Here is a 14,525-nt window from a genome sequence, read left to right on the forward strand (position 1 = left end):
ACAGGTTTTTGTACTGTTCAAAAAATGGAGCCACACCGCCAAACACTGTGGGAGCGAGCTTGCTCGCGATGAGGCCCGGATCATCGTAAAGTTTACGGCGCCACGCCCAACAACTGCTGACGCAACTCGGGGTTGCCGGTACGCGGATCGAGCCAGATGGCAAAAAACGCCTTGGCGAATTGCAGGTCCTTCACATCACGCAACAGCTGCTGGCCGAGAAAGAACCGCGCGCCCTGCCCCGGCAGATAGACACCGGTCAGCCGCGTGCCGGCCTGTACGTCGACGAACGACTGTTGCATCTGCACCTGCCAGGACGCCAGTTGCTCGGCACTGACCGAGGTGCCGGCGAGTCTCTTGATTTCCCTGACGCTGGCATTCACCAGGTCATCACGGGAAATGCTGCGCTGGTAGATCAGCTCCAGGGCGAACGGCTGATCGTTCGCCAGGGGGCGCGAAGTACTCCAGAGCCGTGCGCTGTAGACATCGAAGCCGTACTTGCGAAACTCACCACTGCCGAGGATTTGCGCACCGGGCAGCGAGTCCTGCCAATTGGCCAGGGCCTGGCAGCTCAGCAAGACAAGCAGCCACAGACCATGGCGCAGGAGTGAACGTTGGCGTTTCAAGGTGAGCTGTCCTCATCGTGGGATGCCTTGATAAAACGTTTGCGCAAAAGAGCCTTTCGTAGAACTCGAGAAAATCTCTATTTTGTATACAAAACTTACATGCACATAAAGCAATCTACCCGCTGCAATGTTACCGTTGCCACCTCACAAGGTCGGAGACGTGCGCGTGTTGATCCTCAAACTGCTGGTGATCCCAGGCTTCCTGCTGCTGATTTCCCTGGCTGGCAAACGCTGGGGGCCGAGCGTGGCCGGTTGGTTGTCGGGGTTGCCGGTGGTGGTCGGGCCGATCCTGTTGTTCCTCGCCCTCGAACAAGGCCAGGCGTTCGCTGCGCAATCGGCCACCGCCGCGCTGTCAGCCATGTTCGCGATGATTGCGTTTTGCGTGAGCTACGCCCAGGTCGCACAACGGGCCGGATGGCCGCTGGCGCTGTTGATCTCGCTGTCGGTCTGGGCACTGGTGGCGGTTGTCCTGTCGTTGATCCCGGCCTCCCTGGTGTTTTCGGTGTGCGCCGCCGCCACCGCGCTGCTCGCCGCACCGTACCTGTTCCCCACTGTGCAACCCGTGCTCAGTGGCCCGGCGCCGAAATCCGACAAGCTCCTGTTGCGCATGGTGGCCGGTGCATTGCTCACCCTGGTGGTGACACTGCTGGCCAGCACCGTCGGTGACCGCTGGAGCGGCCTGCTGGCAGTGTTCCCCGTATTGGGCAGCGTGATGGCGGTGTTCTCCCAGCAAACCCGTGGCCCGGCCTTTACCGCCGCGCTGCTGCGCGCCACTGCCACCGGCATGTACTCGTTCGCCGCCTTCTGCCTGGTGTTGGCCCTGGCCCTGCCGACGATGGGAATGAACGCTTTTGTGCTGGGCGTCGCGGTGTCGGTGGCCATGTTGGGCGTGACCAAACGCCTGCTGGCGCGGCCAGCCAGCCCGGCGACTGACACTCAAAGAGCAGCCATCAAACGCTAAGCTGCATCAGCTCATCGAGCGGCCCTGAGCATAGGTGGGTGTTCAGCCAAGGTGACCGCTGGGTAGAGCACGCTGGAATGCATCGCAACCTCCATGGGATGATCGCGCCCCACCGCGCGCACATCCCTGGAGATTCCGATGTCATTGTTGAGTAAAAAAGCCCTTGTACTGCTGCTGGCAGCCGCTACCGGCCTTGGGGCTTTGAATGCGCAGGCCGCCAAGTCCACTTCCAGCGATGCGCCCGCCCATAAAGTCTCCATGCTCGGCAGCAAGTTCACCTTCAACCTGCCCAAGGGTTTCGTCGCCAACCCGCTGCCGGCCAGCCCGGACGGTGCCAGCGGCACCCTCTACAGCAATGAAACCACCAAGACCGTGGTGATCGCCGCTGAAAACACTCTACCCAACGGTATCAGCGTCAAGGACAACGACGGCGGGTTCCTCGACGGCACCGTGGCCGATTTCGATGCGGCGCAACACAAATCCCTGCCCGACTACAACAAGCTCAGCGAGAAAGCCCTGACCCAGAAAACCGGGCTGGGCCTGCGCCAGATCGACGGCACTGCCACGCAAGGCGGTGGCATGACCCTCACCACCACGCTGATGGCTGCATCCGGCACTCGCATGGCGGTAATCCAGGTGATTTCCCGCCCCGGCGACATGGCGGCCCACGAAACCCTGGTCAAGCAGATCGTCAACGGAAAATGAATGTCAGGGGTTGAGACGCTGCAACCAGGCGCTCAAGTCCTGTATCTCGTCGGCGCTGATGCTGTGACCGACACCGGGGTAGCCGTGGAACTCGGGTTCGAGTGACACGCTCTGCAGCAGGCTGTTGGCTTCAGTACCGTCGCTGTAGGGAAGGCGTTTGTCCTGCTCGCCATGCCCGATGAAAATAGCCAGTGACTGGCGTTTTTCATCCGGCTGGAGCTCGGACTTGAGCACCGGCAGAATCCGTCCGCTCAACGCAGCGATCCCGCCTAGCGCCTCGGGATGCCGCAGGCCTGTTTCGTAGGTCATGATCGCGCCCTGGCTGAAACCGACCAGGAACACCTTCTCCGGTTCGGTGTGATATTTCTTCGTGGCCTGTGCGACGAAATCCAGCAACAACTGGCCGCTGGACTTCAGATCATCGGTCTCGCCGTTGTAGGCCCCTTCGCCCTTCTTGCGAAACCACTGGTAGCTGCCCGCCTCCATCACCAAGGGTGCCCGCACCGACAGGTAGGTGTAGGACGCGGGCAAGTCATCCTTGATGCCGAACAGGTCCTGCTCGTTACTGCCGTAACCGTGGAGGAAAATCACCAGGGGTTGATGGTTCGAATCGGCGTTGGCCTGCTCCAGATACTTGAGCGGCAAGTCGGTTTGCAGCGGGGTTTGGGCGTGGACAGCGGTGGATACCAGGAGCGTGAGCAGCGCGAGAATCTTCAACATGGGTCTTCCTTCACTGAATGCAGGATTCGCGCAAGAGCCTAACACTGTGCAGTAGACAGGAACATCTCAGGCGTGGCCGATGCCGCCTTCGCGAGCAAGCCCGCTCCCACAGGGAACGCGTAAACCCTGTGGGAGCGGGCTTGCTCGCGAAGAGGCCAGTACAGACAAAGAAAATTCCTGGCTCAGTCGTTGATCAACTTGCCCACCCGAATCGGCTCGCGCCCGGCGACCTTCGCCTGCCAGCTGCCTGGCTGGGTGTAGCGCCCTCGGTCGATGGCGAACAGCACACCGCTGGTGCCGGCCTGCACGGTGGTGACCTTGTCGTTCAACGGGTCGACCACCTCGAACAGTGCATCGCCCTTCTCCACCCACTCCCCGGCCTCGCGCAGGAAGCTGACCACGCCGTGATGCGGGGCGAACAGGTATTGGGTGCCTTCGAATGGCATGCCTTCACAGCATTCGGCCGGTGCCGCCGGCCAGGTGCCGGAGATGAATCCCTGCTCGGCGAGGAACCCGAGAATGGCCTCGCAATTGGCCTGGGCCTGATTGACGCGGGTGTCTCCCATGCTGCCCAGTTCCAGGGTGGTCGCCAGGTTGGCCGGTGGAATCGCTGCCGCCGGGAACGCCCTGGCCAGGCGCAACCATGGCGAAGAACAGGATTCATCGAACGAACTGCCGCCGGAGTCTTCACACAACAACGCCACACCGGCCTGCAAACGCGCCGCCAGGGATTGCCACTGCGGCCAGTGCTGCGGCAACGCGTAGATGTGGATCGCCGCATCGAAATCGCAATGCAGGTCGAGGGTGATGTCGGCGTCACAGGCATGGCGCAGCAACAGGCGGTGCATGGCTTCCAGCTGCGATGCCGCTGCCGGCAAGCTGTCGAGGACCTGGCCCATGGTCTGGCGAATCAACGCAATGTTGGCCTGGGCATCGCTGCCGAGACGATCACCGATCAACGCGGCCACCGGCGCACTGAGTTCGACGAACGAGCGGTTGAAATTCTTGCCGCTGCCGAGCTCGAAACGCCCCATGTGGCTGCCTTGCAGGTGCTGGTCGAGGCCAATGGGATTGGCCACCGGCACCAGTTCGATCACACCCTTCAATTGTCCCTGTTGTTCAAGTTCGGCCAGGCGTTTTTTCAACTCCCAGGCGGTGCGCATGCCCGGCAATTCGTCGGCGTGCAGGCTGGCCTGGATGTACACCTTGCGCGTGCCCGCGCCATAACGAAACACGCTGAGGGTGCGCTCGCTGCCCAGGTGGCTCCAGGGAAGCTGGTGGTCGATGCGTTGCATATAAACTCCTGAAAACAGAGAAACCTGTGGGAGCGAGCTTGCTCGCGATGGCGTTCATTCAGTCGAAGCCATTTTGCCTGACCCACCGCTATCGCGAGCAAGCTCGCTCCCACAGGTATCTTCTTCGCTGAAAAAATTGCACAAAAAAAATGGCAACCGCGTCTGACGGTTGCCATTTTTTCAGCCCGCTCGCTTACTCGCCGTAAACGTCAAACTTGAAGTACTTGTCCTGCACTTGCTTGTACTTGCCGTTGGCGCGGATTTCGGTGATGGCGGTGTTGAATTTGTCCGCCAGTTCCTTATCGCCCTTGCGCACGGCAATGCCTGCGCCGCCGCCGAAGTATTTCGGATCGTTGTACTCAGGACCGACGAAGGCAAAACCTTTACCGGCGTCGGTTTTCAGGAAACCGTCGTCCAGGTTGACCGAGTCGGCCAGCAGCGCGTCAATGCGGCCGGAAACCATGTCCAGGTTGGCTTCCTGCTGGGAGCCGTAGCGTACCAGGACAATCCCCGCCGGTTGCAGCACTTCAGTGGCGAAGCGGTCGTGGGTACTGGCGCGCAGCACACCGACTTTCTTGCCCTTGAGTTCGGTCAGCGGGTCCTTGACGTCGCTGCCTTCCTTCATCACGAAGCGCGCCGGGGTGTGGTAGTACTTGATGGTGAAATCGACGTTCTTCTTGCGGTCGTCAGTGATGGTCATGGACGACAGGATGGCGTCGATTTTCTTGACCTTCAGCGCTGGGATCAGGCCGTCGAACTCTTGTTCGACCCAGGTGCACTTGGCTTTCATCTGCTCGCACAGCGCATCGCCGATATCCACGTCGAAACCGGTGAGTTTGCCGTCAGGGGTTTTCATCGAGAATGGCGGGTAGCCGGCTTCAATACCGATGCGAATCGGCTTGGCGTCTTCGGCCACGGCGGTCAGGGACAACATCGACAGTGCCAGGGCACCGAACATCACTAGCTTCTTCATTTATAACTCCTGTGTGCGGAGGCTTTTATTGGCAGCTTCGATTGGCAGCGTTCGGTCATCGCTTCGTGAGCGGAAACCGAAGTGGCCGGCAGTCTAGAGCGGCTACAGGAGGGTAAATTACGCCAAGGCGACAAATATTTATAGAAAAGTGGCACCCGGAGAGAGGCATCGAGGTGAACGCGCCATGACGGTGCAAAGTCTGTCAGACATACCGCGTTTTCAGAGCAAACCTACAGGTTTTCCGGCTCCATCCGACAGAATGGGACGGCTGGCGATGCCCAGTGTTTTGCGGCACATTGAGCGCCCTTGCGTCCCATCGAGAGTAGCGTGATGCCCACGTTGAACCTGATCCAGCACCACTGCGCCGAAGGTCCGGGCGCCATCGCCATCTGGGCCGAATCCCGAGGGCTGACGCTGAAGGTGTTTCGCGCCGACCTCGGCCAATTGCCGCCCGTCAGCGCCGATCCCGTGATCCTGTTGGGCGGGCCTTATGAATCCAATGCCGGCCCGGCCTGGCTGGAAGCCGAACGACAATGGCTCAGAGGTACGCTGGATCAGGACGCGGCCGTGTTCGCCATATGCCTGGGGGCACAGTTGCTGGCGCTGAGCCTGGGCGGGAATGTACGGCGGATGGACCGGACCGAAACCGGATGGACCACCGTGACCTTTATCGATGGGAAAACGCTGAAGGTGCTGGAGTGGCACGAAGACGCCATCGACCTGCCGCCTGCCGCGCAGCTGTTGGCCAGCAGCGAGCACTGTGTGCAGCAGATGTACCGAGCCGGGCCGGCGCGGCTGGGTCTGCAGTTTCATCCGGAGTGGAACGCCGAGTCGGTGACCATGCTCAATGCGCATTTTGGCGATGAGTCGCCGTTGCCCCGAGGGCCGCAGGACGATGCGGCCTACGCCGATGTGCTGGCGTGGTTGCAGGCGACACTGGATGAGTGGTGGGCGGCCGCTTCCTTTCGCTGAAATACATACCTGTGGCGAGGGGGCTTGCCCCCGTTGGAGTGCGAAGCGCTCCCGACTATTTCAGAGGGTTGCTGCACAACCCGACGGGGGCAAGCCCCCTCGCCACAATGATCAATGCTGTTTGGATATCAGCATTCACAACCGATCACAGCATTCACCGGCCGCGGCACCCCGACACTCAACTCAAACCCTTCATCGAGCCACCCTGTCACGCCGCCGATCATCTCCTTGACCGGATACCCCAAGGCCGCCAGTTTCACCGCCGCCTTGTTGGCGCCGTTGCAGTGAGGCCCGGCGCAATAGACCACAAACAGGCTGTTTTTCGGATAACCCGCCAAACCTTCGGCGCTCAGCAAGCGCCCGGGAATGTTGATCGCTCCCGGTACATGCCCGCGCTCGAACGCCAGCGGCCCCCGAACATCCACCAGAATGAAATCGACTTCGCCAGCCTGCTGGCTGCCGTAGACGTCTGAACAATCGGTTTCGAACGTCAGACGGTTACTGAAATGCATCAGGGCGATGGCCGATGGGGCGGCGGGAATTTCGCGAACCAGGCTGGTCATGGGCTGTACTCCAAAGAGGTGGTGGGTGTGGAAAGACTTTATCCGCCAGCGACTTGCGGCTACAGTGGCGTACAAGACACTCACCGGGAATTTTCCGCCAAATGCAACCCGCCCCAGGATTGGTCGCGATTCTGGCCTACGACGGCCTGTGCACGTTCGAGTTCGGCATTGCCGTGGAGATCTTCGGCCTGCCACGACCTGAATTCGATTTTCCGTGGTACGAGCATCGTATCGTCGCGGTCGATCAAGGTCCGATGCGGGCCATGGGCGGCATCCAGGTACTGGCCGATGGCGGCATGGAGTTGCTCGCCGATGCCCGCACCATCATCATCCCCGGTTGGCGCGACCGCAGCGCCACGGTGCCAGCAGAACTGATCGCTGCTTTGCGCCAGGCCCATGCCCGGGGGGCGCGGTTGCTGTCGATCTGCTCCGGTGTTTTCGTCCTCGCCGCCACCGGGTTGCTCGACGGGCACGGTGCGACCACGCACTGGCGCTATACCTCGGAACTGGCCGAGCGGTTTCCCGGCATCCTCGTGGACCCGGACGTGCTGTATGTCGATTCCGGCCAATTGATCACCTCCGCCGGCAGCGCGGCAGGCATCGATGCCTGCCTGCACCTGGTGGCGCGGGATTTCGGCACCCAGGTGGCCAACTCCGTGGCGCGACGCCTGGTCATGTCGCCGCAACGCAGCGGTGGCCAGGCGCAATTCATTCCGACGCCGGTCAGTCCTGCACCACGCAACGATCTTTCCCGCGTCATGCAGTGGGCACGTGAGCGTTTGCACGAGCCGCTGGAGGTGCGCGACCTGGCCAGCGAAGCCGCCATGAGCGAACGCACCTTCCTGCGCCGCTTCACCGAAGCCAGCGGCCAGTCACCGAAAACCTGGTTGCAGCACGAACGTCTGGGCCGCGCCCGTGAACTGCTGGAAAGCAGCGACCAGAACACCGAGCAGATTGCCGAACGCTGTGGTTATCGCTCGGTGGAAAGTTTCCGGGTGGCGTTTCGAACGGTGGTTGGCGTGCCGCCTTCGGTGTATCGGGAGCGGTTTGGGCGTGGGGGTAACACTTCACCTTCGGTTGACCTTCAAGGCCCAATCGCGAGCAGGCTCGCTCCCACACCGATGGTGTGAACACGATCCACTGTGGGAGCGGGCTTGCTCGCGAAGGCGTCAGCCCGGTCACCGACTGATCAAGGCTTTCGCAGCAGATAGGTATCCATGATCCAGCCATTGGCCAACCGCGCCGCCTTGCGCACCCGTTCGATTTCATCCGCGACATCCTTGAGCTTGCCGCTGATCAGGATTTCATCCGGCGTCCCCAGATAGGCCCCCCAGTAAATCTCGGTGTCCTGATCCACCACCTGATGGAAAGCATCCTGGGCATCGAGCATCACCACCAGGCTGTCGGCATCGCTCGCCTGCCCTGCCGCCAGGCGCCGGCCGGTGGTGATTTCAACGGAGCGGCCAATCTGGTTGAGCGGCACTTTGTGTTGTGCCGCCAATGCCTGGACGCTGGTAATCCCGGGAATCACCTCGAACTCGAACCCACAGGCGCCCGAGGCCTGGATCGCCTGAAGGATACGGATGGTGCTGTCGTACAGCGCAGGGTCGCCCCACACCAGAAAACCACCACACTGGCTGTCGGACAGCTCTTCATTGATCAGCCGTTCGAAGGTCTGTTGTTTGGCCAGGTTCAAGTCGTCGACACTGGTCTTGTAGTCCACCTCACCGCGCTCACGCTCGGGGCTGTGGGCTTCGACAAAACGGTAGTCGTGGCCGGTGATGTAGCGCTCGCAGATTTCGCGGCGCAGATCGATGAGTTTGTCTTTGCTCTGGCCCTTGTCCATGAGAAAAAAAACATCGACCTGATTCAGCGCCTTCACGGCCTGCATCGTGATGTAGTCGGGGTTGCCGGCACCGATGCCGATGACCAGGAGTTTTTTCATCACGGCAGGTCCTCGGGATCGATGCCCGGAAAGCGCAGCCGCCAGCGGTCATGGAACCTCAACTCGATGGCCGACAGGGGTTCGACGTCGATCAGGTTGGACGCGCCCCCCTGCAACACTTGCGTCAGCGCGGCGCGGATGACAAAGGGATGAGTAACGGCAACGATGTGCCCCGGCGTCGATTGCAAGGTTGTCAGCCAGGCGCCCACCCGCTCGCCCAGTTGCACCAGCGACTCACCACCGTGGGGGGCCGAAGCCGGGTCGTCCAGCCAATGCTGGAGCGCCTGGGCTTCGGTTTTTTGCAGATCACCGATGCGCTCACCGCCCCAGCGCCCGAAATCGCAGTCCTTCAAGGCGTCTACAATCTGCGGCGCACTGCCGAACAGTCCAGCGGTTTGCCGGGTGCGCAACTCCGGACCACAGACAAGACGCGGAGCGCCCTTGAACTGATTGCAACGGGAAAGCCTGAGCGCTTGCCAATCCATCTCCAGAGGCTCGTCCAGAGGAAAGCGCGCCAATTTCTGTGCGACGGTTCGAGCGTGGCAAATCAGGGTTAAACGGGTTGCCTGCACCAGCAATCACTCCAGGGATGGAAAGAAACGACGGCGTCAGGTGACCGCCATCGCGCAATTGTGCCGCAAGAAAGCAGGCCCGGGTGGTGTTTAATTTTCCTGTTTGAAACGGATTCCTTCAGTCATTTCCTGCGAGATTTTCTGTCATGGCTGACCGCAATGCAGGCAATCGCCTACAAGACTTTACGACATCGGCGTAGCCCCGTAGTACAGGCACTTCGCACCTTTTTCGGGCACGAGCAGACCACGCGAAAATTCACTAGACAGGCAGTACGCGATGATTAAATACTCCTTTCAACGGATTGTTAAAACACGTGCCACACTCATCCAGCAGGAGCCCGGATGCCTTTACTCGAACACCCGATCAACGCGCCTGGCCAGGCACCACCTCCGACCGAACCGCCTGCTCCTCGTTTAATGCGGTCCATCCCAAGAAACATCCGATAAGAAAAAGCGTGGCGCCTGACAACGTTCAGATGACCACCGATTTAATGTGTGGAAAAACCGACAGTGATAGTCAGGTTCGGCGCGAGCCGCCGAATCGTTTGATACAGGAGTGTCTCCATGCTGGTCTTGCGTCCAGTCGAGTTGGCCGACCTGCCCCAGTTGCAGAGGCTGGCCCGTGAAAGCCTCGTGGGCGTCACGTCCCTGCCCGACGATAGCGAACGGTTGCGCGGAAAAATCCTTGATTCCTGTGCCTCGTTCGAGAAACACATCGAGGGTCATGGCCCGGAAAACTATTTCTTCGTCCTCGAAGACCTGACCACGCAACACCTGGTCGGCTGTTCGGAAATCCTCGCCACGGCGGGGTACAGCGAACCGTTCTACAGCCTGCGCAACCGGCACTTCACCAGTGCCTCCAGGGAACTGAACATCGAGCACGGCGTGCCGGCCTTGTCGTTGTGTCACGACCTCAGTGGCCACACCTTGCTGCGGGGCTTCCATATCGATGCCGCGCAGGTACGCACCGCACATTCCGAACTGCTGTCGCGGGCGCGCCTGTTGTTCATCGCCGCCCACGCCCGGCGTTTTTCCGAAACGGTGATCACCGAGATCGTCGGCTACAGCAGTGATGAAGGCCACTCGCCATTTTGGGACGCCGTGGGCAAGCATTTCTTCGACTTGCCCTACGTCGAGGCCGAACGGCTTTGCGGTCTGCAGAGCCGCACCTTTCTCGCCGAGCTGATGCCGCAGTATCCGATCTACGTGCCCATGCTGCCCCAGGCGGCACAGGACTGCATCGGCAGCATCCACCCCGACGGCCAGGAAGCCTTCGATATCCTCGAACGGGAAGGCTTCGAAACCAACAGTTACATCGATCTGTTCGATGGAGGCCCGACGCTCTATGCGCGCACCCCGGGTATTCGCTCCATCGCCCTCAGCCAGTGCGGCATAACGCAGCCTGGCCCGGTGATCGACACCCGCGGCCGCTTTCTGGTGAGCAACGAGTCCTTGAAGGATTACCGAGCCATCGTCGCCGATCTTGATTACATCCCCGGACAACCCGTGACCCTTGACGCAGCCATGTGCACGGCGCTGAAGGTGACCGAGGGCAGCCCCGTCAGGCTGGTGGCCCTGTGAACACCCGCCAGATTCAACGCCCGAGCACCCGCGCACAAGGAACCGCCCCATGATTGTCCGTCCGGTCCAGATCACCGACCTGCCCGCCTTGTTCACGCTGGTGCGGCAGGCCATTCCGGGGCTTACCAGCCTGCCGGCCGATGAAGAACGCCTGGCCTACCGGATTCGCTGGGCCCAGCGCACCTTCGCCGGACAGGTCGACCGGGCCGATGCCGATTACCTGTTCGTGCTCGAGGATGACGAGCAGCAAGTGGTGGGCGTCAGCGCCCTGACGGGGGGCGTCGGTCTGCGCGAGCCCTGGTACAACTACCGGGTCGGACTGACGGTCAGCGCCTCGGCGGACCTGGGTATCCAGCGCCAGATCCAGACCCTGTTCCTGAGCAATGAATTGACCGGGCAATCGGAAGTCTGCTCGTTGTACCTGCGCCCCGATCAGCGCCAGGGCAGCAACGGCCGTTTGCTTTCCCTCGGGCGTTTGTTGTTCGTGGCCGAGTTTACCCAGCTGTTCGGCAACCGGCTCATCGCCGAATTACGCGGCAGTGCCGACGAACGAGGCGGCTCGCCGTTCTGGGACAGCCTCGGCCGGCACTTTTTCAAGATGGATTTCAGCCACGCCGATCACTTGTCCGGGCTGGGCAACAAATCGTTCATCGCCGAACTGATGCCGCGCCAGCCGCTGTACACCTGCCTGCTCACCGAACAGGCCCAGGCGGTGATCGGCAAGGCCCACCCCAATACCGAGCCGGCCCTGAAAATCCTCAGCGCCGAGGGCTTTGCCCACCAGGGTTACATCGATATCTTCGACGGCGGGCCGGTCATCGAAGCCCCGGTTTCCGGGATCCGCACCGTGCGCGACAGCCAACCGCTGTCACTGGCCATCGGCTCGCCGGACGATAAAGCGCCCCTCTGGCTGATTCACAACCGCCGCCGGGAAAACTGTCGCATTACCTGCGCCCCGGCCCGACAGGTGGGCAACAGCCTGGTGGTTGATCGCCTGACCGCCAAGCGCTTGCAACTGCAACCCGGAGACTCGGTGCGCGCCGTGCCGCTGCTTGACCAACGGCAACAGGCCGTGGCGGCGTGATCTATCAGTTCCATCGCGGCGATGTCAATCGGACTGACCCAGCAAATTCGTCATCATTCTCCCCTTGCGCGCGTGATAGCCTTTTATTTCTTCGGCGTTGACACTTTTGCTCAAGCCCTTCCATTCCATTGGTGGAACTCATATGTCCAGGCTTTCCCATCAAGATTTGCGCCGCAATTTTCGCCAACTGTTCGCCTCCAACACCTGCTACCACACGGCCTCGGTTTTCGACCCGATGTCGGCCCGCATCGCCGCCGACCTGGGCTTCGAAGTCGGGATCCTCGGGGGCTCGGTCGCATCGCTGCAAGTGCTGGGCGCCCCTGACTTTGCCCTGATCACCCTCAGCGAATTCGCTGAACAGGCCACTCGCATCGGCCGTGTCGCCCAGTTGCCGGTGATTGCCGACGCCGACCACGGCTACGGCAACGCGCTCAACGTCATGCGCACCATCGTCGAACTCGAACGTGCGGGCGTGGCTGCGCTGACCATCGAAGACACCCTGCTGCCCGCGCAGTTCGGCCGTAAATCCACCGACCTGATCACGGTCGCCGAAGGCGTCGGCAAGATCCGCGCGGCGCTCGAAGCCCGCTGCGATTCGGAAATGGCAATCATCGCCCGCACCCATGCCGGGATTCTGCCGGTGCAGGAAATCATCAGCCGCACCCGGCAATACCAGAGCGCCGGCGCCGACGGGATCTGCATGGTGGGCATCAAGGACTTCGACCATCTGGAGCAGATCGCCGAGCACCTGAGCGTGCCGCTGATGCTGGTGACCTATGGCAACCCGCTGCTGCGCGATGACAAACGCCTGGCCGAACTGGGTGTGCGCGTGACCATCGACGGCCATGGCGCCTACTTCGCCGCGATCAAGGCGACCTACGACAGCCTGCGCGAACAACGCCAGATCCTCACCCAGACGTCGGACCTGAGCGCCACCGAGCTGACGCACACCTATACGCAACCCGAGGAATACATCCGCTTCGCGGAGGAGTTCATGAGCGTGAAGGAATGACGGTTTAAACCGACCCGCCGCCATCGCGAGCAAGCTCGCTCCCACAGTGGATTTCTGTTGAACACAAATCTTGTATTCACCCGGAATCCCCGTGGGAGCGAGCTTGCTCGCGATGAGGCCATCACATCTAGCATCCCTGCCGCCTGACCCGCCGCCATCGCGAGCAGGCTCGCTCCACAGTGGATTTCTGTTGAACACAAATCTTGTATTCACCCGGAGTCCCTGTGGGAGCGAGCTTGCTCGCGATGAGGCCGTCACAGCCAACATCCCTGCCGCCTGACCCGCCGCCATCGCGAGCAGGCTCGCTCCCACAGGTTTTGCGGTGAAGGGTCACACCGAGTCGAGCAGTTCGCGATGGGGTTTCCCGTTACCGCAGCAGATCACCCGATTACGCCCGGTGGTCTTGGCTTCGTACAACGCATGATCGGCATCATTGAGCCAAAGCATCGCGTCGGCATGGGCCGGGTTGAATGACGCCAGGCCAATGCTCAGGCTGACTTTCAGCGCCGGGTTCTGCTCGTAGCCCAAGATGGCGAAGCGAGCGCGCAGGGCATCCATGATGGCGGCGGCGCGGTTCAGGGGCAGGTCCGGAAGGATCACGCAGAACTCGTCGCCGCCGTAGCGCCCTGCCACATCGGTCGCTCGCAGGTTCTGCTTGAGCATTTTGCTCAATTGACGCAAGACGATGTCGCCGGCAACATGGCCGTAGGTGTCGTTGATGGCTTTGAAATGGTCGATGTCGATCAGGGCGATCGCTCCGCCTTTTTGCTGGCTGTTGCAACGCTGGAACTCGATCTCCAGTTGGTCCTTCCAGGTGCCATGGTTCAGCAGGCCTGTCAGGCTGTCGGTGCGGCTCAGTGCCAGCAGTTCACGCTTCTGACAGCCCAGAGTATGGGCCTGGCGGAAGCAGATCCAGCCCAGCGCCAGCGGATACAGGCACAGCAACGGCAAACAGGCATAGAGCTGTACCGCGCTGGTGGCAGGAATGAACGCCGGGGCGAAAATCAGCATGCCAACGCCCACGCCCAGGATTTGCGAGGCTGTCCCGGCCAGTAGAAAGCGCGAGCCGCCTATGGCCACGTTGTTCATGGCCATCATGGAAATGGTGGTCGCGCTGGGCAGTGGATTGAATTGCATCGCGGCAATCCAGAAGCCGCCGAGAAAGGCATCGATCAGCAGATTGCGGTGTTCGGCATGATAGGGCGTCTTGGCCCGGCGCGCCCATTGGTAAGCCAGGTGCGGCCAGACCAGGCCATTGAACCACATGAAGCCCCAGACCCAAGGTGCAGGATCGAGTGGATACATTGCCGCGCTCACACACACCAGCCCCAGGGCCAACCCCAGGATCCGCGATGTATAGAGCCTCCTGGCCAATGAAGATCCCTTTCCTCCCGCTTTTGCCATAGGACCTCTTTGCCACTCCACGGAATGCGATTACAGCCTGTGCCTATGCGCTGGAGTCTATCAGGGTGGCATTAAATAGCCATCACCGACTAACGGGCTGAAAATCGCGACATCA

At 61.2% G+C, this 14,525-nt stretch carries 15 protein-coding genes; 7 read left to right on the top strand and 8 right to left on the bottom strand.

The window, feature by feature from the left end:
- Positions 1-92 precede the first annotated feature (92 nt).
- Positions 93-623 (bottom strand): chalcone isomerase family protein, encoded by a 531-nt coding sequence (locus tag ABIE16_RS15975; protein WP_429521520.1) that lies wholly within the window; start codon positions 621-623, stop codon positions 93-95.
- Between the two features lie 166 nt (positions 624-789).
- On the opposite strand from ABIE16_RS15975, the gene ABIE16_RS15980 reads away from it, so the two are divergent.
- Both ABIE16_RS15980 and ABIE16_RS15985 read left to right on the top strand, forming a co-directional pair.
- Positions 790-1,584, top strand: a complete 795-nt coding sequence (locus ABIE16_RS15980; RefSeq protein WP_429521665.1) for a hypothetical protein — start codon at positions 790-792, stop codon at positions 1,582-1,584.
- 138 nt (positions 1,585-1,722) lie between these two features.
- On the top strand, positions 1,723-2,289 hold the full coding sequence (locus ABIE16_RS15985; RefSeq protein ID WP_429521521.1) for a hypothetical protein: 567 nt from the start codon (positions 1,723-1,725) through the stop codon (positions 2,287-2,289).
- Positions 2,290-2,292: 3 nt separating this feature from the next.
- Here ABIE16_RS15985 and ABIE16_RS15990 read toward each other — a convergent pair whose 3' ends face one another.
- From ABIE16_RS15990 to ABIE16_RS16000, 3 genes are all read right to left on the bottom strand, one after another.
- A complete protein-coding gene (locus ABIE16_RS15990; RefSeq protein WP_223504861.1) occupies positions 2,293-3,009 on the bottom strand; it encodes an alpha/beta hydrolase in 717 nt (238 codons plus the stop codon).
- A 182-nt stretch (positions 3,010-3,191) separates the two neighbouring features.
- Entirely contained in the window at positions 3,192-4,304 is a 1,113-nt protein-coding gene (locus ABIE16_RS15995; protein ID WP_150814347.1) for a succinylglutamate desuccinylase/aspartoacylase family protein, read from the bottom strand.
- A gap of 193 nt (positions 4,305-4,497) precedes the next feature.
- On the bottom strand, positions 4,498-5,277 hold the full coding sequence (locus ABIE16_RS16000; RefSeq protein ID WP_090456345.1) for an ABC transporter substrate-binding protein: 780 nt from the start codon (positions 5,275-5,277) through the stop codon (positions 4,498-4,500).
- 330 nt (positions 5,278-5,607) lie between these two features.
- Between ABIE16_RS16000 and ABIE16_RS16005 the strand changes: the two genes are divergently transcribed.
- Positions 5,608-6,249, top strand: coding sequence for a type 1 glutamine amidotransferase (locus ABIE16_RS16005; RefSeq protein WP_340313758.1), 642 nt, complete (start codon positions 5,608-5,610; stop codon positions 6,247-6,249).
- 128 nt (positions 6,250-6,377) lie between these two features.
- Here ABIE16_RS16005 and ABIE16_RS16010 read toward each other — a convergent pair whose 3' ends face one another.
- Positions 6,378-6,812, bottom strand: a complete 435-nt coding sequence (locus tag ABIE16_RS16010) for a rhodanese-like domain-containing protein (protein WP_223532937.1) — start codon at positions 6,810-6,812, stop codon at positions 6,378-6,380.
- A gap of 101 nt (positions 6,813-6,913) precedes the next feature.
- On the opposite strand from ABIE16_RS16010, the gene ftrA reads away from it, so the two are divergent.
- Entirely contained in the window at positions 6,914-7,942 is a 1,029-nt protein-coding gene (gene ftrA / locus ABIE16_RS16015; protein ID WP_429521522.1) for a transcriptional regulator FtrA, read from the top strand.
- A 59-nt stretch (positions 7,943-8,001) separates the two neighbouring features.
- Here the strand turns inward: ftrA and cobF are convergent, their stop codons facing one another.
- Positions 8,002-8,757, bottom strand: coding sequence for a precorrin-6A synthase (deacetylating) (gene cobF / locus ABIE16_RS16020; RefSeq protein ID WP_429521523.1), 756 nt, complete (start codon positions 8,755-8,757; stop codon positions 8,002-8,004).
- On the bottom strand, positions 8,757-9,329 hold the full coding sequence (locus ABIE16_RS16025; RefSeq protein WP_429521524.1) for a histidine phosphatase family protein: 573 nt from the start codon (positions 9,327-9,329) through the stop codon (positions 8,757-8,759). The genes cobF and ABIE16_RS16025 overlap by 1 nt, the downstream gene beginning before the upstream one ends.
- Positions 9,330-9,893: 564 nt before the next feature.
- Between ABIE16_RS16025 and ABIE16_RS16030 the strand changes: the two genes are divergently transcribed.
- The 3 genes from ABIE16_RS16030 to ABIE16_RS16040 all read left to right on the top strand — a co-directional run bounded on the left by ABIE16_RS16030 (position 9,894) and on the right by ABIE16_RS16040 (position 13,006).
- Positions 9,894-10,910 (top strand): arginine N-succinyltransferase, encoded by a 1,017-nt coding sequence (locus tag ABIE16_RS16030; RefSeq protein WP_429521525.1) that lies wholly within the window; start codon positions 9,894-9,896, stop codon positions 10,908-10,910.
- Between the two features lie 49 nt (positions 10,911-10,959).
- Positions 10,960-11,994 (top strand): arginine N-succinyltransferase, encoded by a 1,035-nt coding sequence (gene astA, locus ABIE16_RS16035; RefSeq protein WP_407516545.1) that lies wholly within the window; start codon positions 10,960-10,962, stop codon positions 11,992-11,994.
- Between the two features lie 142 nt (positions 11,995-12,136).
- A complete protein-coding gene (locus ABIE16_RS16040; RefSeq protein WP_046043248.1) occupies positions 12,137-13,006 on the top strand; it encodes an isocitrate lyase/PEP mutase family protein in 870 nt (289 codons plus the stop codon).
- Between the two features lie 330 nt (positions 13,007-13,336).
- On the opposite strand, the gene ABIE16_RS16045 is transcribed toward ABIE16_RS16040, so the two are convergent.
- Positions 13,337-14,410, bottom strand: a complete 1,074-nt coding sequence (locus tag ABIE16_RS16045; protein ID WP_090456357.1) for a diguanylate cyclase — start codon at positions 14,408-14,410, stop codon at positions 13,337-13,339.
- Positions 14,411-14,525: the final 115 nt, after the last annotated feature.

The organism is Pseudomonas sp. 2725 (assembly GCF_050434585.1).
Classification (GTDB): Bacteria; Pseudomonadota; Gammaproteobacteria; order Pseudomonadales; family Pseudomonadaceae; genus Aquipseudomonas; species Aquipseudomonas jessenii.

Coding starts and splice junctions, on each gene's coding strand:
- astA (WP_407516545.1), top strand. CDS start 10,960: ATGATTGTCCGTCCGGTCCAGATCACCGACCTGCCCGCCTTGTTCACG.
- ABIE16_RS16040 (WP_046043248.1), top strand. CDS start 12,137: ATGTCCAGGCTTTCCCATCAAGATTTGCGCCGCAATTTTCGCCAACTG.
- ABIE16_RS15985 (WP_429521521.1), top strand. CDS start 1,723: ATGTCATTGTTGAGTAAAAAAGCCCTTGTACTGCTGCTGGCAGCCGCT.
- ABIE16_RS16045 (WP_090456357.1), bottom strand. CDS start 14,410: ATGGCAAAAGCGGGAGGAAAGGGATCTTCATTGGCCAGGAGGCTCTAT.
- ABIE16_RS16010 (WP_223532937.1), bottom strand. CDS start 6,812: ATGACCAGCCTGGTTCGCGAAATTCCCGCCGCCCCATCGGCCATCGCC.
- ABIE16_RS15990 (WP_223504861.1), bottom strand. CDS start 3,009: ATGTTGAAGATTCTCGCGCTGCTCACGCTCCTGGTATCCACCGCTGTC.
- ABIE16_RS16000 (WP_090456345.1), bottom strand. CDS start 5,277: ATGAAGAAGCTAGTGATGTTCGGTGCCCTGGCACTGTCGATGTTGTCC.
- ABIE16_RS16030 (WP_429521525.1), top strand. CDS start 9,894: ATGCTGGTCTTGCGTCCAGTCGAGTTGGCCGACCTGCCCCAGTTGCAG.
- ftrA (WP_429521522.1), top strand. CDS start 6,914: ATGCAACCCGCCCCAGGATTGGTCGCGATTCTGGCCTACGACGGCCTG.
- cobF (WP_429521523.1), bottom strand. CDS start 8,757: ATGAAAAAACTCCTGGTCATCGGCATCGGTGCCGGCAACCCCGACTAC.
- ABIE16_RS16005 (WP_340313758.1), top strand. CDS start 5,608: ATGCCCACGTTGAACCTGATCCAGCACCACTGCGCCGAAGGTCCGGGC.
- ABIE16_RS15995 (WP_150814347.1), bottom strand. CDS start 4,304: ATGCAACGCATCGACCACCAGCTTCCCTGGAGCCACCTGGGCAGCGAG.